The sequence below is a fragment of the Marinobacterium stanieri genome (genome assembly GCF_900155945.1).
Taxonomy (GTDB): Bacteria; Pseudomonadota; Gammaproteobacteria; order Pseudomonadales; family Balneatricaceae; genus Marinobacterium; species Marinobacterium stanieri.
In genome coordinates, this window is record NZ_FTMN01000001.1 from 939823 (window position 1) to 957657 (window position 17835).

General features: G+C 57.4%; 19 protein-coding genes. 8 read left to right on the forward strand and 11 right to left on the reverse strand.

All coding sequences use genetic code 11. The features are described from left to right. Positions 1-6: 6 nt before the first annotated feature. From BW956_RS04310 to BW956_RS04330, 5 genes are all read right to left on the reverse strand, one after another. On the reverse strand, positions 7-624 hold the full coding sequence (locus BW956_RS04310) for a glutathione S-transferase family protein (protein ID WP_076461110.1): 618 nt from the start codon (positions 622-624) through the stop codon (positions 7-9). 17 nt (positions 625-641) lie between these two features. Continuing rightward, positions 642-1520, reverse strand: a complete 879-nt coding sequence (locus tag BW956_RS04315; protein WP_076461112.1) for a coiled-coil domain-containing protein — start codon at positions 1518-1520, stop codon at positions 642-644. Between the two features lie 113 nt (positions 1521-1633). Further along, on the reverse strand, positions 1634-3283 hold the full coding sequence (gene groL / locus BW956_RS04320; protein ID WP_076461114.1) for a chaperonin GroEL: 1650 nt from the start codon (positions 3281-3283) through the stop codon (positions 1634-1636). A 78-nt stretch (positions 3284-3361) separates the two neighbouring features. Then, a complete protein-coding gene (locus BW956_RS04325; protein ID WP_010322838.1) occupies positions 3362-3655 on the reverse strand; it encodes a co-chaperone GroES in 294 nt (97 codons plus the stop codon). Positions 3656-3865: 210 nt separating this feature from the next. Then, on the reverse strand, positions 3866-4354 hold the full coding sequence (locus tag BW956_RS04330) for an FxsA family protein (protein ID WP_010322839.1): 489 nt from the start codon (positions 4352-4354) through the stop codon (positions 3866-3868). Between the two features lie 296 nt (positions 4355-4650). Here BW956_RS04330 and BW956_RS04335 point away from each other — a divergent pair, with 296 nt between their 5' ends. From BW956_RS04335 to BW956_RS04345, 3 genes are all read left to right on the forward strand, one after another. Next, positions 4651-5412, forward strand: coding sequence for an SDR family oxidoreductase (locus BW956_RS04335; protein ID WP_010322840.1), 762 nt, complete (start codon positions 4651-4653; stop codon positions 5410-5412). A 93-nt stretch (positions 5413-5505) separates the two neighbouring features. After that, entirely contained in the window at positions 5506-6837 is a 1332-nt protein-coding gene (locus tag BW956_RS04340) for an AmpG family muropeptide MFS transporter (protein ID WP_076461116.1), read from the forward strand. 75 nt (positions 6838-6912) lie between these two features. After that, positions 6913-7128: a hypothetical protein gene (locus tag BW956_RS04345; protein WP_076461118.1), complete on the forward strand. Its 216-nt coding sequence runs from the start codon at positions 6913-6915 to the stop codon at positions 7126-7128. 54 nt (positions 7129-7182) lie between these two features. Here BW956_RS04345 and BW956_RS04350 read toward each other — a convergent pair whose 3' ends face one another. After that, a complete protein-coding gene (locus BW956_RS04350) occupies positions 7183-7665 on the reverse strand; it encodes a YajQ family cyclic di-GMP-binding protein (protein ID WP_076461120.1) in 483 nt (160 codons plus the stop codon). 72 nt (positions 7666-7737) lie between these two features. Between BW956_RS04350 and BW956_RS04355 the strand changes: the two genes are divergently transcribed. Genes BW956_RS04355 through BW956_RS04365 form a run of 3 tightly spaced genes read left to right on the forward strand, consistent with a single transcriptional unit; the run spans position 7738 to position 9999 of the window. Further along, positions 7738-8634, forward strand: a complete 897-nt coding sequence (locus tag BW956_RS04355) for a ketopantoate reductase family protein (protein ID WP_076461122.1) — start codon at positions 7738-7740, stop codon at positions 8632-8634. A gap of 7 nt (positions 8635-8641) precedes the next feature. Next, positions 8642-9445 (forward strand): polyphosphate kinase 2, encoded by an 804-nt coding sequence (ppk2, locus tag BW956_RS04360; RefSeq protein WP_010322845.1) that lies wholly within the window; start codon positions 8642-8644, stop codon positions 9443-9445. Further along, positions 9442-9999 (forward strand): cob(I)yrinic acid a,c-diamide adenosyltransferase, encoded by a 558-nt coding sequence (locus BW956_RS04365; RefSeq protein ID WP_076461124.1) that lies wholly within the window; start codon positions 9442-9444, stop codon positions 9997-9999. Before ppk2 ends, BW956_RS04365 begins: the two co-directional genes overlap by 4 nt. Here BW956_RS04365 and BW956_RS04370 read toward each other — a convergent pair. Next, positions 9996-11534: an HDOD domain-containing protein gene (locus BW956_RS04370; protein ID WP_010322847.1), complete on the reverse strand. Its 1539-nt coding sequence runs from the start codon at positions 11532-11534 to the stop codon at positions 9996-9998. The two genes, BW956_RS04365 and BW956_RS04370, sit on opposite strands and share 4 nt — an antisense overlap. A gap of 281 nt (positions 11535-11815) precedes the next feature. On the opposite strand from BW956_RS04370, the gene BW956_RS04375 reads away from it, so the two are divergent. Continuing rightward, the gene (locus BW956_RS04375; protein ID WP_076461126.1) at positions 11816-12382 is read left to right on the forward strand and encodes a Z-ring associated ZapG family protein; all 567 of its coding nucleotides are present in this window, start codon (positions 11816-11818) and stop codon (positions 12380-12382) included. Between the two features lie 45 nt (positions 12383-12427). Here the strand turns inward: BW956_RS04375 and BW956_RS04380 are convergent, their stop codons facing one another. Beyond that, complete coding sequence (locus tag BW956_RS04380; RefSeq protein ID WP_076461128.1) at positions 12428-13189, reverse strand: Nif3-like dinuclear metal center hexameric protein; 762 nt, start codon at positions 13187-13189, stop codon at positions 12428-12430. A gap of 82 nt (positions 13190-13271) precedes the next feature. On the opposite strand from BW956_RS04380, the gene BW956_RS04385 reads away from it, so the two are divergent. Beyond that, positions 13272-14414 carry a Do family serine endopeptidase gene (locus BW956_RS04385; RefSeq protein WP_076461130.1) on the forward strand — a complete coding sequence of 381 codons (1143 nt, stop codon included), beginning with the start codon at positions 13272-13274 and terminating at the stop codon, positions 14412-14414. An 82-nt stretch (positions 14415-14496) separates the two neighbouring features. On the opposite strand, the gene hisD is transcribed toward BW956_RS04385, so the two are convergent. From hisD to murA, 3 genes are all read right to left on the reverse strand, one after another. Further along, the gene (gene hisD, locus BW956_RS04390) at positions 14497-15801 is read right to left on the reverse strand and encodes a histidinol dehydrogenase (RefSeq protein ID WP_076461132.1); all 1305 of its coding nucleotides are present in this window, start codon (positions 15799-15801) and stop codon (positions 14497-14499) included. After that, on the reverse strand, positions 15798-16448 hold the full coding sequence (gene hisG / locus BW956_RS04395; RefSeq protein ID WP_010322852.1) for an ATP phosphoribosyltransferase: 651 nt from the start codon (positions 16446-16448) through the stop codon (positions 15798-15800). The genes hisD and hisG overlap by 4 nt, the downstream gene beginning before the upstream one ends. A gap of 106 nt (positions 16449-16554) precedes the next feature. Next, complete coding sequence (murA, locus tag BW956_RS04400) at positions 16555-17817, reverse strand: UDP-N-acetylglucosamine 1-carboxyvinyltransferase (RefSeq protein WP_076461134.1); 1263 nt, start codon at positions 17815-17817, stop codon at positions 16555-16557. Between the last annotated feature and the right edge of the window lie 18 nt (positions 17818-17835).

Consider the following 17835-nt stretch of genomic DNA (forward strand, 5'->3'; position numbering starts at 1 on the left):
CGGCAACTAGCCTCCCTTGACCTTTTCCATCAGTCGCTTCTGCGCCGGGTGCGAAAGCACGGACTTGATCCAGCGATGTACGTTGGGATAGGCGCTGTAGTCAAAGCCACCCAGTTTCGGCCAGCTCAACACCATAGCACCGTGAATATCGGCAATGCTGAACTGCTCACCACTGATCCATTCGCGGCCATCCAGCTGCTGCTCCAGCAGCGGCATGAAGCGGGTCAGTTCGGCGGTCGCACGCTCAATCACGGACTGATCAGGATTGCCATTGCTGAACTTGAACTGGATCAGCATATCCAGCGCCGGCACTTCCATCTGGTTGCTGATATACAGAGACCAGCGCAGGATATCGGCCTCGGCTGCCGGAGTCTGCGCCCAGAGGCGACCCTCACCGTACTGGCGTGCCAGGTAGTAAAGAATGGCCTGGGTCTCGAACAGCACCAGATCACCATCCACCAGCGTGGGGATCTTGCCGGTGGGGTTCAGCGCCCGGTATTCATCGGATTGGGTCTGCTCGCTGCGCGGCAGCATATCCACTGATTCATACTCAAGACCCAACTCTTCCAGCGCCAGCATCACCATGCCGGCACGGGAGAAAACACTGCCGTATACTTTAATCACGTTATTGCTTCCAGTTATCAGCTCGACTGTTCCAGCCGCAGCTGCAGGTTATTCAATTGCTGGCGAATCCGCAGCAGGTCCTGGCTCAACTGACGGCGAGTACCGTCAATAGCCTTGATCGCCTGCTCATTCTGGCGGATACGCTGCGCCAATTCGGCACTCTGACCGTTATCACCTTCCAGCTGAGACAGCTGATCAGCCAGTTCCTGCTGGACCTTAAGACGCCCTTCACTCTCCAGCTTGAGACTGCTTTCAAAGGTATCCAGCTGCCGGCCCAGACTTTCGATACGGGCGCTGAACTGCTTCTCAAGACTGGCCTGCTCCGACTTGAGGCTCGCCAGCGTGCTCAGCTCGCGAGTGGCTTTTTCAGCCTGGGAACGGGTATCCGCGATGGACTTCTCGGCTGCTGCCAGCTGCTTCTCCAGCGCGGTCAGCTGCTCGGCCTGCTGCTCCAGCTGTGGCTTGTTGCGCTGGTAGGCCACGGTCCACAGCTTGGCAATCTCGGAATCAAAGTGGGTAAACTTTTCCTTGGCGCGACCATTCAGGTCCTGCAGGCGCTGCTGCAGTGTCTGGCCGGACTGCTCGGCGCTATCGGAGGTAACAGCGAGAGTTGCTTCCAGCGACTCGACACGCGCCTGTGTCTGGGCCACTTCCTTGTTCAACTGTTGCTGCAGCTGCTCAATTGTTGCCTGCTGCTGGGTCAGCAGATAGCCCAGGTAGCCCCCGGCAGCGACCAGCAACAACAGGATTACCGTCAGCAGTATGCTGCCACCTTTGCCACCGGTATCGGCCGCAGCCGGCTCCGGCCGTGCGGGAGCTGACATGGGGCCCTGAGGCTCGGCACTAAGGGATTCCAGCCCCTCCGGATCCAGTCCCGGTTCTTTACGATCAACCATCTATTCACGCTTCCATCTGTCGGGGCGATCAACACTAGCAGGTTTGCCGAAAACGAAAAAGCCCCGCAAAAGCGGGGCTTATAGCGCTAAGGCTTAGGGGTGCCGGGGGCTGATCACATCATGCCGCCCATGCCACCCATACCACCCATGCCGCCCATATCCGGCATGCCGCCAGCAGCATTATCTTCCGGATGGTCAGCAACCATGGCTTCGGTAGTAATCATCAGACCGGCGATGGAAGCAGCCGCCTGCAGAGCAGAACGGGTCACTTTAGCCGGGTCGATGATACCCATTGCCATCATGTCGCCATATTCTTCGGTACCGGCGTTGAAACCGAACGCGCCTTCACCGGCACGAACCTTGTCTACAACCACGGAGCCTTCGCCACCGGCGTTGCCAACGATCTGACGCAGCGGTGCTTCCATGGCACGCAGTGCCAGCTGGATACCGATGGTCTGATCGTGGTTTTCGCCTTCCAGGCCTTCAACCTTGCTCAGGGCACGGATCAGGGCAACACCACCGCCCGGTACCACGCCTTCTTCAACCGCAGCACGGGTTGCGTGCAGGGCATCATCAACGCGCGCCTTCTTCTCTTTCATTTCAACTTCAGTCGCAGCACCAACCTTGATCACGGCAACACCGCCGGCCAGCTTGGCAACACGCTCCTGCAGTTTTTCACGGTCGTAGTCAGAAGAGGTTTCTTCGATCTGAGCACGGATCTGCTGTACGCGACCGTCGATGTTTTCAGCTGCGCCAGCACCATCAACAATCACAGTGTTTTCCTTGGTGATGTTAACGCGCTTGGCAGTACCCAGCTGTTCCAGAGTCACTGTTTCCAGGCTCAGGCCAACTTCTTCAGAGATCACCTGACCACCGCTGATGATTGCGATGTCTTCCAGCATCGCCTTGCGACGATCACCGAAGCCCGGTGCCTTAACAGCTGCGACCTTCACGATACCGCGCATGTTGTTCACAACCAGAGTCGCCAGGGCTTCACCCTCAACGTCTTCAGCGATGATCAGCAGCGGACGGGATGCCTTGGCAACCTGCTCCAGCGTCGGCAGCAGTTCGCGGATGTTGGAGATCTTCTTGTCCACCAGCAGGATGAACGGATCTTCCAGTTCGCAGGTCATGGTGTCCTGGTTGTTGACGAAGTACGGAGACAGGTAGCCGCGGTCAAACTGCATACCTTCTACAACGTCCAGTTCGTTCTCGAAGCCGGAACCTTCTTCAACCGTGATAACACCGTCTTTGCCGACTTTTTCCATCGCTTCAGCGATGATGCGGCCGACTTCAGCGTCGGAGTTGGCAGAGATGGTACCTACCTGAGCGATCGCCTTGGAGTCTTCGCAAGGAACAGACATTTCAGCCAGCTGTTCAACGACAGCCGCTGCAGCCTTGTCGATACCGCGCTTCAGATCCATCGGGTTCATGCCGGCAGCAACAGATTTCAGGCCTTCGTTCACGATTGCCTGAGCCAGAACGGTTGCAGTCGTGGTACCGTCACCCGCTACATCGTTAGCCTTGGAAGCAACTTCCTTGACCATCTGCGCGCCCATGTTTTCGAACTTGTCTTTCAGTTCGATCTCTTTGGCAACAGAAACACCATCTTTGGTGACAGTCGGTGCACCAAAGGATTTGTCCAGTACCACGTTGCGGCCTTTCGGGCCCAGAGTGGTTTTAACAGCATCAGCCAGGATGTTTACGCCCTGCAGCATGCGCTGACGAGCATCATCACCAAAACGTACGTCTTTAGCAGCCATTGTTTGCTTGTCCTGTAATCAGTATCGAAATAAATCGAGTTAAAAAGTTAACGATTAATGCGACGCGAAGCTGATTGATCAGTCTTCCAGGACGCCGTAGATCTCACTTTCCTGCATGATCAGCAGTTCATCACCGTCGATTTTGACAGTGTTGGAACCGGCATACTGGCCGAAGAGGACCTTATCACCCACTTTGACGGAAGGTGCCTGTACCTCACCGTTGTTCAGTGTACGACCTGGGCCAACAGCTACGACTTCGCCACGGTTGGGCTTTTCAGCTGCAGAACCCGGCAGGACGATACCGCCCGCAGTAGTGCTCTCTTCTTCGCTGCGACGAACTACAACACGGTCGTGAAGTGGACGAATATTCATCTGGTTGTTCTCCTGGTATCTAGGATCCAAAGCGATGTTGTTGTTAATGCGGATACTTTCGCATCCGAAATCCGTTTGCATCTTAAATGGGGGGAGCCCAGCAGGTTTTCAATACCCGGATCGCAAATTTTTTTTGCGTCCGGGCGGGTCTCCTCGCACTAACAGGAGAGATGGGGATAGTTGAAGGGATTTCAAGCGCCGACGGGCGAGTTAATCGTCACGCCGCTTGTATTCACCGTCGATGACGTCGCCATCGATGGCATCAGAGTCGCGTGGCGGGAACGGGCCCTGATGCATATCCGGACCGGGGCCTGCATGGAAGTGGCGAGATGTCTGGCCTGCAGCAATCACGGTAAAGCGGCTCAGCAACGCCTTGACGACGCTGCGACGCACACCGGGCACCAAACAGCTGAAGCCCACAACGTCTGTCACAAAGCCGGGCGTCACCAGCAGCGCACCACCCACCGCCAGCACTATGCCTTCGACCATCTCTTGCCCGGGCACCTCGCCCTGGTCGGCACGCTGCTGTGCCCGCGCCAGCGTCGATAGCCCCTGCTGACGCAACATGTTGACGCCGATAAAGGCTGACAGCAGTACAAGTCCCACCGTGTACCAGGCACCAATCGCCTGCCCTACCTGGATCAGAACCGTGATTTCGATGATGGGGACAATAATAAAAAGCAGGAACAGGAAGCGCATAGAATCTCTCGAATAGGGTGAGCGTGTAGTCCTGAGTTGGATTCTTCCATTTTTGTTCAGTTCAACCAAGTAGACAACACGGGATGACTATCATTCCATATAGGTAAAAACCCTTACAAAACAATAATTTATAACCCAGGAAGAGATTTGTAAAATGCGCAAATTTATCGATTATCTAGTCCTTTAGTGTCTTTTTCATGACATATATAGACTTTTTGGACGATGCCAACTAAATTGTTGCACTGCAAAATATTGCGCTGCACAATAAGAAAGTATCCAAAAAAGAGGTGATACCCATGGAGCTCAAAGACAAGGTAATCGTAGTAACAGGGGGTGGTCGTGGACTGGGCCGCGCCATGGCACTGGAACTGGCAGACAAGGGCGCCAAGCTGGCACTGGTCGATCTGAATCAGGCAGATCTGGATGAGACCGCAGGTCTGTGCATGGAAAAGGGTGTTGAAGCCCGCACGTATACTGCCAACGTTGCCAACGAAGCTCAGGTCGAGCAGCTGTTTACGGATATCGCCCGTGACTTCAGCGCGATCAACGGACTGGTGAACAACGCCGGTATTACCCGCGACGGTCTTTTCCTTAAGGTTAAAGACGGCCAGGTCGTCGGCAAAATGACCATGGAACAGTGGAATCAGGTAATCGATGTCAACCTGACCGGCACTTTCCTCTGTGGCCGTGAAGCCGCTGCCAAGATGATCGAAACCGGCTCTGAAGGCTGCATCATCAACATCTCCTCCATCTCCCGCTCCGGCAACATGGGCCAGACCAACTACACCGCCACCAAGGCCGCTGTAGAAGCCATGGCTGTTACCTGGGCCAAGGAACTGGTTCGCTACGGTATCCGTGCGACCTCAATTGCTCCGGGCTTTATCGGCACCGAAATGGTCATGAGCATGAAGCCGGAAGCTCTGGCCAAAGTTGAAGCCATGATTCCGAGCAAGCGTCTGGGCAAACCGGAAGAGATTGCCAAGACCGTTACCTTCATTCTGGAAAACGATTACGTCAACGGCCGCTGCATTGAAGTCGACGGCGCCCTGCGTCTCTGATTTTTCACCCCGGCACGGCCTCTTTGGCCGTGCCCCCTCCATTCAGCCGGCCTTTGTTATACTCTGCCGCTTTGATCACGCAGGGAGCCCGGCATGCCGCACAGCTGGAAAGAAACGCTAAACCGTTACCGCGACATCCGCCTGCTGTGGATATTCCTTATGGGCTGCTGCAGTGGTTTCCCCTTTCTACTCACCGGCAGCATCCTCAGTGGCTGGCTGGCCGATGCCGGTATCGCCCGCGCCGAAATAGGCCTGCTGGGCAGCGTCGCCACCGTATACGCCATCAACTTTCTCTGGGCTCCCTTGATAGACCGGGTACGCCTGCCGGGACTGGGCCGTCTGGGGCAACGCCGCAGCTGGATTCTGCTAACCCAGCTGTGCATGCTGTTCTTCATTTTATCGCTCACCACCATCGACCCTTCTTCACAGCTGCTACTGGCCGGAGCGCTGACTCTGGGTGTTGCTGCCAGCTCGGCGACCCAGGATATTGCGGTAGATGCCTTCCGTATCGATCAGTTTGCGCCCCATGAAAAGGACTCCTTGCCACCGGCGGCCGCCATGGCCGTGACCGGCTGGTGGACCGGCTATGCCTGGCCGGGCTATCTGGCCTTTGCGCAAGCCGACCAGGTGGGCTGGAATATGGTCTACCTGATGATGGCCGGTGTTCTGGTCCTGCTCATGCTGTTTACCCTCTGTGTGCGAGAGCCCGACACCGGCCGTGACCAGCTGCAGGCAAAGGCAGAACAATCCTACGCTGAAGAGTTGCCGCAACGGCGCTGGCTGAACTGGCTGGCGGTCACCCTGATCGAGCCCTTTGCCGAATTTTTCCGCAAAAACGGCCTCAAGGTCGCGCTGATGCTGATGCTGTTCATTTTCCTGTTCAAGATCGGTGAGGCGTTCCTGGGGCGCATGTCGGTGGTGTTCTATAAGGAAGTCGGTTTCAGCAATGAGCAGATCGGTGAATATACCAAGCTGTTCGGCTGGTTTATTACCGTCTTTTTCACGCTGCTGGGCAGTGCTTTCAACACCCGCTTTGGTGTGGTCAAAGGCCTGTTACTGGGCGGCAGCGCCATGGCGGCCAGTAACCTGATGTTTGCCCTGCTCGCCAGCGTCGGACCGGTGGAGTGGCTGTTGCTGCTGACACTGATCATCGATAACTTCACCACCGCGTTTTCCACCGTGGCGTTCGTGTCTTTCCTGACGCTGCTCACCGGTCGCGCCTTCAGTGCGACCCAATACGCCCTGCTCGCTTCTTTGGGTAACCTGAGCCGGACCACGCTGGCCGGGTTCAGTGGCTATACCGTGGACTGGCTGGGCAGCTGGGAACGTTTTTTCGTGGTCACCGCACTGATGGTGCTGCCTTCACTGTTGATGCTCTGGCTGGTCAGACACCGGATCGAGCGTATCGGTCAGGATAATAGATAATAGTAATTATTATCATTTACATATTCTAAGACGCTCGCTATAGTCTTCATTACACGCGTAACGGAGGCAATGAGGATGACTTTTCAGATCAACGCCTGGCTGGAACGCCCGGCCCCCAAATTGACCATCAGTGACAAGAGCAGTGGCATGACCCTGCTGGAATGGAAGGAACCGCAACTGAGTCGGCTACTGGATAAAGGCGGGCTGGTTGCGTCGGATTTTGGCCAGGGCACCGAGGGAGATCAGCAGGCACTGGCACGGGAGCTTTTTCTGCTCTGCTGTCAGGATTAACCCCGACCGAGCGGATCAATCGCTCGGCCGGGGCAAGGGACGATCGGGGCGTGATCAGTCGCGGAAGTTGTTGAACTGCAGCGGCAACTCAATATCCGCTTCACGCAGCAGGGCCATGGCCTGTTGCAGATCGTCGCGCTTCTTGCCGGTGATACGTACCTTCTCACCCTGAATCTGCGCCTGTACCTTGAGCTTGGACTCCTTCACCGTTTTGGTGATCTTCTTGCACAGCGCCTGATCCAGACCCTGACGCAAAATCACTTCCTGGCGGGCTTTCACACCGCCCAGTTCCGGATCCTTGATCTCCAGACACTTGATATCGATCTTGCGACCGGTCAGCTTGGCCTTGAGCATCTCCAGCATCTGCTGCAGCTGGAAATCCACTTCAGCCTCCAGCTGTACCTTGTCACCGCTGTGTTCAAAACTGGCGCTCACGCCCTTGAAGTCATAACGGCTCTGCAGTTCACGGCTGGCTTGATCGACAGCATTGGTTACTTCATGCATATCCAGTTCGGATACAACATCAAATGAAGGCATGGCGCATCTCCTGTTAATATCGTGTTGTTCCCCTATATGGGGGCACTTGTCTCGATTTCCAGCGGAGTATACATGCACTGGCACATTCTGGGCGCAGGCGCCATAGGAACACTCTGGGCAGACCTGCTGATGCAGGCCGGCCACTCGGTTACCCTGATTCTGCGGCAGGCCAATCACAGCCTGGAACAGGGCATTCAGGTGATCGATAGTGAAAAACAGCATCGCTGTACCCCAATAACGGAAACACCGGCCGAAAACTCCGCCCCCATTCACAACCTGCTGGTGACGACCAAGGCGCAACATACCCTGCCGGCCCTTGAGCCCCTGTTGCCGCGCCTGGGCGCCAGCACCCAGGTCGTGCTGCTGCAAAACGGCATGGGCCAGCAGCAGGCTGCCGCTGACCGGTTACCAACGCGCAAGCTCTGGGCTGCCACCACCACTGCCGGTGCCTGGCGCGAATCTCCTGCCCGCTTGCACCTTGTCAGTCTGGGACAGACTCAGATCGGCCCCTGGCATTCGGAGCAGCCACAATTGCCCGAGGGCTGGGACGCACTGGGGATTGAACTGCACGGCTGCACAGAAATCGAGCAGGTACTCTGGCGCAAGCTGGCAATCAACTGCGCGATCAACCCGCTGACCGCCCTGCACCGTTGTCGCAACGGTGAACTGCTGAGTGACCCACAGCGTCTGCAGCAGATGCAGCAGGTGTGTGAGGAAGTGGAAGCCGTCGCGGCAGCCCTCGGTATGTCCCTGTTTGACCAGCCCCTGCAACAACAGGCATCCGCAGTCGCGCAGTCGACAGGCAACAACCTTTCATCCATGCTGCAGGATATCCGCCATGGCCGGGCTACGGAGATCGAGCAGATCACCGGCTTCCTGTGCGACCAGGCCGACATCCTGGGTGTAGATGTACCCCTTAATCGGAACCTGCTGCAGCAGGTCCGCAACCTGAATTCGGCAAAGGAGTGACAGCCCCATGAGCGAGGCTCTGCCCGACAGCTATCCGTACAAGAAAAAACTCAAGCGCGCGCCCTATGAAGAAGAAAAACGCCTGCTGCAGATTGAAATGCTCAAGGTACAGCGCTGGGCCAAGGAAACCGGCCAGAAGATCCTGATCATCTTCGAAGGACGCGACGCTGCCGGCAAGGGCGGCACCATCAAACGCATGATGGAGCACCTCAACCCCCGTGGTGCCCATGTGGTCGCACTGGAAAAACCGACCGATGAAGAGCGGACCCAGTGGTATTTCCAGCGCTACATCCAACACCTGCCCAGCGCCGGGGAGATCATGCTGTTCGACCGCTCCTGGTATAACCGTGCCGGCGTCGAACGAGTGATGGATTTCTGTACGCCGACGGAATATCTGGAGTTCATGCGCGAAGCCCCTGAACTGGAGCGCATGTTTGTGCGTAGTGGTATCCGCCTGTTCAAGCTCTGGTTTGAAGTCAGCCGTGAAGAGCAGTTCCGCCGCTTTCAGGGACGCAGGGAAGACCCGCTCAAGCATTGGAAACTCTCCCCCATCGATATGGCGTCGCTGGATAAATGGGATGCCTATACCGAAGCCAAGGAGTCGATGTTTTTCCACACCGACACCGCCGATGCACCCTGGACGGTGATCAAATCCGACGACAAGAAGCGGGCACGCCTGAACGCAATGAAACATGTCCTCAGCCAGCTGCCTTATCCGGAAGCAGATCCTGATCTGGACCTGACACCGGACCCCAAAATCGTGCAGCCGGCTCACCTGAGTCTCAAATACAGTAAGAAGGAATCCTCATGAGCAATCGCTTGAGCCGTATCTACACCCGCGGCGGAGACAAGGGACAGACCGGGCTGGCCGATGGCAGCCGGGTTGCCAAGTACCACCCGCGTATTGAAGCCCTGGGCGATGTGGATGAACTCAACTCCCTGCTCGGTTGTGTGCTGTCAACGCGTGAAGCTGATGACACCACTGCCCTGCTGCGCCGTATTCAGAACGACCTCTTTGATCTGGGAGGAGAGCTGGCGGTCAATACGCCTGATTATGTGGTGATCGTTGCCGATACCATCGACTGGCTGGAGCAGGAACTGGAACAGATCAATGCCAGCCTGCCACCGCTGGAAGAGTTCATCTTGCCCGGCGGCAAGCCGGATGCAGCCCAGCTGCAACTGGCCCGTACCGTGTGTCGACGTGCCGAGCGCCGTCTGGTTGAACTGGCCGAAGCCGAAACCGTCAATCCTCAGGCCGTGGCCTACCTCAACCGGCTGTCAGACCTGCTGTTTGTGCTGGCCCGCAGCCTGAATCGTGCTCAGGGTGAAGCGGATATTCTCTGGCAACCGCGCAAGCCGGGTTAACGCCGTCCCTTCAGCACTTCCAGCCCCAGCCGCAACTGGACCAGGAACTGGTTGAAGATGCGAAACTCCTCATCTTCAACCGTACTGCCGGCACTGAGCTTGTCGGCGTAAAACAGGCCCACTACCCGATCCTGAACCGCCAGTGGTGCCATGATGAAACCCTGCGGCTGTACCTGCTCAATAAACGGATCCGGCAGGCGCTCGCGCCAGCCCGGCTCATTGGCATCGGGTACCAGCAGGGTCATGCGCTTGCTGAGGATGCGGAAAAACAGACGGCTATGGGCATCATCCTGGCGCAGGTGGAAAAACTGCTCCAGAGTGTCGCTGTCATAGCCAACCGCAAAGCGCACACTGAGTTCACGACCGCCGGAGCCCAGCAGGCAGAATGCGGCACGCTCCAGGCCACAGCAATCCACCACCGCCTTGACGACCACTTCGATCAGCTGACTGGCATTGGCCTGCTCATTGATCAGGTCCGTAATCTTCTGCAGATACTGCAACTGTTGCTCCATCCACAGGGATTGCTTGTCCAGCTTGGCAGGAGCATTCTCGGCAGCGGCCTTGTCACTCTGGCGGTGTTCACGGGAATGAACGTAATAGGCCAGACGACGCGTCAGGTCATCCAACGCCTCATCATCACTTTCACTCATGCTGGGGCTGATCACCTGGTGTGGCAGGCCATATTCCTCGGCCAGATCGCACAACTGCTTGAAGGCTTCGTTCATGTGCCCTTCAAGCTGTTCGGACGATTGATGCGTCAGCTCGGTAAGCTCCCCCATCAACTGCCCATAATCCAGCTCGCCCGCAGTATCACGCTGATAGATCAACTCCAGCAGGTCATGACAGCCAGACGCCAGCTGGAAGCTGATCTGGTGACCACCACTGAGCTGATCCGCTGTCAGCGGGTCCATCGCCTGCACCACTGTCTTGGGAAAGCCCCAGCTCTGCGCCAGATCCTGGCCGATATCACTGAAGTTGCCCCCCAGTGTCTGCAGCTGAATGCGGCTCCAGTTATCCCGTGCCGATACGCGCTGACGCAGCATGTCACGGTAGGTGTCGGGCAGCGTAAACGCCACAATCACCTCACCCAGCCCATACAGAAGTCCGCAAATATAAGCTTCTTCGATATCACGCACATTGGCTGCAGCCGCCATTTCACGGGCCATGGAGGCATTCAGAAAGGCGCTGATCAGCAGAGGTTCGATCAGGCTGTCCGGCTGTTCATCACGGAAACTCTCAATCAATTTCAGGGTGACACAGAGGTTCTGAATTCGCTCAAAGCCGATCAACACCACCGCTCTGGACACCGCGCTGATGTTGGAACCACTGCGGTTATAGGTGGGCGTATTGGCGATCTTCAATAACTTGGTGGACAGGTTGGCGTCTTTCATCACCGCCATGGCCAATGCCATGGCGTCACTCTGACGCGAGCTGCTGACCTGGCGAATGCGGTTCACCGTGGCACTGAATACGGGCAAGTCACCCAGGCGATCCAGGCGGGAGTAGATTGAATTGAGAGTCTGTTGATACTTCACGCGGCTTCTTCGGGACCCCGGACGGCTGATATCGATGCTGTTGCTTCACTGCGTCAGTATATCAGATCAGACGTGGGACAAACGTTGATTTAAAACGTCTGCACCATGGCCATTTTCATCCGCTACCCCAGCTAGCCCACTCGCTGGCATAAGGGTACAGACCCGGAACAACATGAAGAACACCTGAGCTCGAACAAGGCAATACTGTTATGGGTGCATGGGCTTAAGGGTCAGTTTGTTTTAATATGACGCCATACTCATGGTCGACCGAGGATGGATGCGTGGAACAGAGCAATATCTGGATTATTACCCTGGTAGCACTGGGCATTGGTGCGCTGATCGGATTTCTGCTGGGACGCGCAGGTGGCAACTCCAACCGCGAGCAGGAGCTGGTGGAAGAACTGGACGATGCCCGCGCCGAGCTGGAGAGCTACAAACGCAAGGTCAGCACCCACTTTGAAGAAACCGCTGATCTGGTTAATGGTCTCAGCGAGCAGTACCGCAAGGTATACCATCACCTGGCAACCAGTGCAGAATCTCTGTGCCCCGGCCTGCCGGTTTCGGCAGCTCTGCAACAACAGGAGATGCAGCAGCTGGGCAATAACATCCCCACCGTAACCGACGCGCTGGATAACGACGATCAGGACGAGCTGCCTGAACCGCCGCGCGACTGGGCACCGAAAAAGCCGGACGAAGCCGGTACGCTGTCTGAAGAATACGGTGTTAAACAGAAGCCGTCGGAAGATGAAGAAGCAACCGAACAGCCTCCCGCTGCCGATGGAACGGCCTACGCCGAGCCGTCCGAAGCCGACAAGAGCGACGACGAAGACAAGCGCAAGTTGCAGTAAACCCGACAGGCCGCATCAGCTTTTTGCTGCTGCGGCCTGCTTGCCTCACACCGGATTGTCGATATCGACGAAGCGGTGCTCCAGCCCGAACTCCTGTGCCAGCCGCTCGCCCAGAGCCTGTACACCATAACGTTCAGTCGCATGGTGCCCGGCACCACAGTAATGGATGCCACACTCGCGTGCGATATGCACCACCGGCTCCGAGATCTCCCCGCTCAGGTAAAGATCAGCACCCTGCTCGATCGCCAGATCAATCATGCGTTCTGCCGCCCCCGTACACCAGGCAACCTTCTGCACCGGATGCTCACCGCCGGCAATGGTCTGCGGCTCACGCCCCAATACCCGTGCCAGGCGCTGCTCAAAGGCTTGCAATGACTCGGGCTCAGCCAGTGTCCCGATATTGCCAATGGCCGGGTCTTCTCCGGGCTTCAGCGGCCCTTCAACCTGAATGCCCAGCAGGTCAGCCAGACGGGCGTTATTCCCCAGCTCTGCATGGGCATCCAGCGGCAGGTGGTATGCCATCAGGTTGATATCGGCCGCCAGCAGCGTCTGAATGCGCTTGCGCTTGATGCCGGTGATCGGCTGGGCTTCGCCCTTCCAGAAGTAACCGTGATGCACCAGCACCAGATCTGCCTGCCATTCCACCGCGGCATCCAGCAGTGCCTGGCACGCAGTCACGCCCGTCATCACCCGCGCAATCTCGGTACGCCCTTCCACCTGCAGCCCGTTGGGGCAGTAATCCCTGAAGCGTCCGGTTTCCAGCACGCCATCAATATAGGCCTGTATCTGATGTATGGATGTGGGCATACAACCTCCGCAATTGTCCAAACAGTTTCGGCAAACGTATAATTATCGCATACGGAAACGATTAACAGGTGCAAACAAGCCGATGCGCAAAATTTCCTACCTGGTATGGCCTGTAGTGACCGGGGTGCTGGCAGCCCTCCTGATCCTGCAGCTGTGGCCTCAACTGATCGCGCCGCCCGTCAACCGGGTTGAGATCCGCGAAGCAGCCAGTATTGATGCTCCGGCACCGGCTCAGGGCCGCGTCTCCTATGCGGACGCCGTCGACCGTGCCGCCCCGGCTGTGGTCAACATCTATACCCGTACCCTGGTGCGCCAGCCCGCCAACCCTTTGCTGAACGATCCGTTTTTCCGCAACTTTTTTAATGCCGACCAGTTGCGCCAGCGCGAGCGCATCGAGTCCAGCCTGGGCTCCGGCGTCATCCTGAATCCCCAGGGCTATGTGGTCACCAATAACCATGTTATCAGCGGTGCCGACAGCATCATTGTGGCCCTGCGTGATGGCCGTGAAGCCGTGGCTGAAGTCGTGGGAGTCGACCCGGAAACCGACCTTGCAGTGCTCAAGGTCGAGCTGGAAGAACTGCCCAGCATTACCTTCGCCAGTGATGATCTGCGCATCGGTGATGTTGCCCTGGCCATCGGCAACCCCTTTGGGGTTGGCCAGACCGTCACCATGGGCATCATCAGTGCCACCGGGCGTAACCAGCTGGGCCTGAGCACCTATGAAGACTTTATTCAGACCGATGCGGCCATCAACCCGGGCAACTCCGGTGGCGCACTGGTTGATGCCTACGGCAACCTGATCGGTATCAATACCGCGATCTTTTCCAAATCCGGTGGCTCCCAGGGTATCGGCTTTGCCATCCCCTCAAGCCTGGCACGCCAGGTCATGCAGGACCTGATCACCCACGGCCGTGTAGTGCGCGGCTGGCTGGGTGTGGAAATACAGGAAATGACGCCGCGCCTGGCCGAGTCCTTTGGCATGGGCGATCGCAAAGGACTGGTCGTGGCCGGTATTTTCCGCAATGGCCCGGCCCACAAGGCAGGCCTGCAGCCGGGTGATGTCCTGTTGTCCATCAATGGTGAAGGCGTGCGCAGCAGCCGCCTGGAGATGAACCGTATTGCCGGCTTCAAACCCGGCGACCGCATTACCCTCGGCGTCCTGCGTAACGGCCATGAAATGAGCCTGGATGCGATGATCGACGAACGCCCCCCCAGCCGCAGCTGATCAGTTTTTTCACTGATAAACAGTCCACAGATACAAAAAAAGCGCCTCAAGGCGCTTTTTTTAATGGTCGAACCTGCGGACGTTAATCCTTGATGCGGTACTCGGCCGAGCGGGCATGCGCCGTGAGGCTTTCACCGCGTGCCAGTACGGACGCAACCTTGCCGGTTTCAGACGCGCCATCATGGGAGAACATGATCAGTGACGAGCGTTTCTGGAAGTCATACACCCCCAGCGGCGAGGAGAAACGTGCGGTGCCGGATGTGGGCAGCACGTGGTTGGGGCCGGCACAGTAATCGCCCAGTGCTTCGGCGGTATAGCGCCCCATGAAGATGGCACCGGCGTGACGAATCGACGGCAGCAGGGCTTCAGGGTCTTCTACCGACAACTCCAGATGCTCAGGCGCAATACGGTTGTTCAGCTCGGCCGCCTGCTCCAGGTCATTCACCTGAATCAGCGCAGCCCGGTTCTCCAGAGATACTTCGATGATCTCGCGGCGCTCCATGGTCGGCAGCAGCTTGTTGATGCTGGCTTCCACCTGATCAAGGTAGTCCGCATCCGGGCAGATCAGGATCGATTGGGCATCCTCATCGTGCTCGGCCTGGGAGAAAAGATCCATGGCGATCCAGTCCGGGTCGGTCTGGCCATCACAGATCACCAGAATTTCGGACGGGCCGGCGATCATGTCGATACCCACGGTACCGAATACCGCACGCTTGGCCGTTGCCACGAAGATGTTACCGGGGCCGACGATTTTATCCACACGAGGAACGGTTTGAGTACCGTAGGCCAGTGCAGCAACCGCCTGAGCACCGCCGAGGGTAAACACGCGATTGACGCCGGCCAGTGCCGCAGCCGCCAATACCAGTTCGTTCAGTACGCCGTCCGGGGTCGGCACCACCATGATGATCTCGTCCACACCTGCCACGTGGGCCGGAATGGCATTCATCAGCACAGATGACGGATAGGCTGCCTTGCCGCCAGGCACGTAGATGCCGACACGGTCCATGGGGGTGATTTTCTGGCCCAGCATGGTGCCGTCGGCTTCGGTGTACTGCCAGGACTCGCCCTTCTGACGCTGGTGATAGTCACGCACACGCTGTGCAGCTACTTCCAGTGCTTCACGCTGATCAGCCGGCAAACCATCCAGCGCCTGCTGCAGGCGCGCCTGACCCAGCTCCAGATCCTGCATGCTGGAAGCCGAGGTGCGGTCAAAACGGTTGGTGTATTCCACCAGCGCGGCATCGCCTTCAGAACGAACGCGGGCGATGACCTCATCAACAATGCTGTTAACCTTGGTGTCGGACACGCTTTCCCAGGCCAGCAGCTGATCCAGTTGCTGATCAAAGCCCTCGGCATTCATGTCCATGCGACGGATGTTGATACTCATGCCACCTCCTCGCGACGGGCGTCAATTGCGGCCTGCAGCTTGTCCAGAATCGGCTGGATGACGGCGTGCTTCATTTTCATGGACGGCTGGCCCACGACCAGGCGGGAACTGATGTCAGCAATGTGCTGCATCGGCTCCAGACCGTTGGCACGGAGGGTGTTACCGGTATCCACGATATCCACAATTCGGTCAGCCAGGCCCATGATCGGTGCCAGCTCCATCGCGCCATACAGCTTGATAATATCTACTTGGCAACCCTGACGGGCAAAGTATTCCTTGGTCAGGTTAACGAACTTGGTCGCAACCTTCATGCGGCCTTCCACCGGTGCAGCGTCTTTCATGCCTGCGACCATCAGCTTGCACTTGGCAATTTCCAGGTCGAGCGGTTCATAGAGGCCGGCACCGCCATGCTCCATCAACACATCCTTGCCGGCGATCCCCATGTCCGCACCACCATACTCTACGTAAGTCGGCACGTCGGTGGCCCGAATGACCACCAGCTTGATATGGTCATGATTGGTATCGAAGATCAGCTTGCGGCTGCTGAAGATATCTTCGGCAGGCTCAATATCGGCGGCTGCCAGCAACGGCAGCGTCTCTTTCAGGATGCGCCCCTTGGACAGGGCGATGGTCAGCTGTTTGTTCATGGGCCTCTTCGCTCATTAAGCAGGCTTTTGAAAGTCTGTTTGCGCTGTCAGCGCCGTTAACGGCCATAAGGCCGCAACAGCGCCGACAATCCTGTGCAACAGCCTGTTAGCCAGGTATGCGGCGTATCCGCGCACCCAGCTGCTGCAGTTTCTCTTCGATACATTCATAACCGCGATCGATATGGTAGATGCGGTCAATGGTGGTTACCCCTTCGGCAACCAGTGCCGCGATAACCAGACTGGCCGAGGCACGCAGGTCGGTCGCCATTACAGGCGCTCCCTGCAACGTTTCGACGCCTTCGATCACGGCGGTATTTCCTTCAATCGAAATTTTCGCCCCCATACGCAGCATCTCCTGCATATGCATGAAGCGGTTTTCGAAAATGGTTTCACGGATTTTGCCGACGCCCTCAGCCACCAGATCAATGGCGGCGAACTGTGCCTGCATATCGGTGGGGAACGCCGGATAAGGTGCCGTAGTCAGACTGACCGCCTTGGGGCGCTTGCCCTGCATGTCCAGACTGATCCAGTCATCACCGGTTTCAATTTCGGCGCCCGCTTCCTGCAGTTTCTGCAGCACGGCATCCAGAGTATCAGGGCGAGTGTGCTTGCACTTGACCCGGCCACCGGTAATCGCAGCAGCCACCAGAAAGGTACCGGTCTCGATACGGTCCGGCATCACCGAATAACGGCAGCCTTTCAGAGACTCAACGCCGTACACCGTAATGGTGTCGGTACCGGCACCGCGCACGTCAGCACCCATGGCATTGAGGAAGTTGGCCAGATCGACAATTTCCGGCTCACGGGCCGCGTTTTCAATAATGGTCTCACCCTCGGCAAGGGCCGCTGCCATCAGGATGTTTTCCGTACCGGTCACGGTCACCATATCGAAGAAGACGCGAGCGCCCTTCAGGCGACCATTGCTGCGTGCACGAATGTACCCTTCTTCTACCTGGACTTCGGCACCCATCGCCTCCAGACCGCGGATATGCTGATCCACCGGACGGCTGCCAATGGCACAGCCACCAGGCAGGGATACTTCGGCATGACCGAAATGCGCCACCAGCGGCCCCAGCACCAGGATGGAGGCACGCATGGTTTTCACCAGATCGTAGGGTGCGCAGGTGTCATGCAGGGTCGAAGCATTGATCTCGACACTGAGCTTTTCATCCACGACAAGCTCGGAGCCCATACGGCGCAGCAGCTCCAGCATGGTGGTGATGTCATGCAGGTGCGGCAGGTTACAGATGGTAACAGGCTCGTCAGCCAGCAACGTCGCCGCCAGAATCGGCAACGCCGAGTTTTTGGCACCGGAAATGCTGACTTCACCGTTCAGGCGAACGCCACCCTCAATTTGTAGTTTGTCCATCAGGATGTTCCGCCCGGA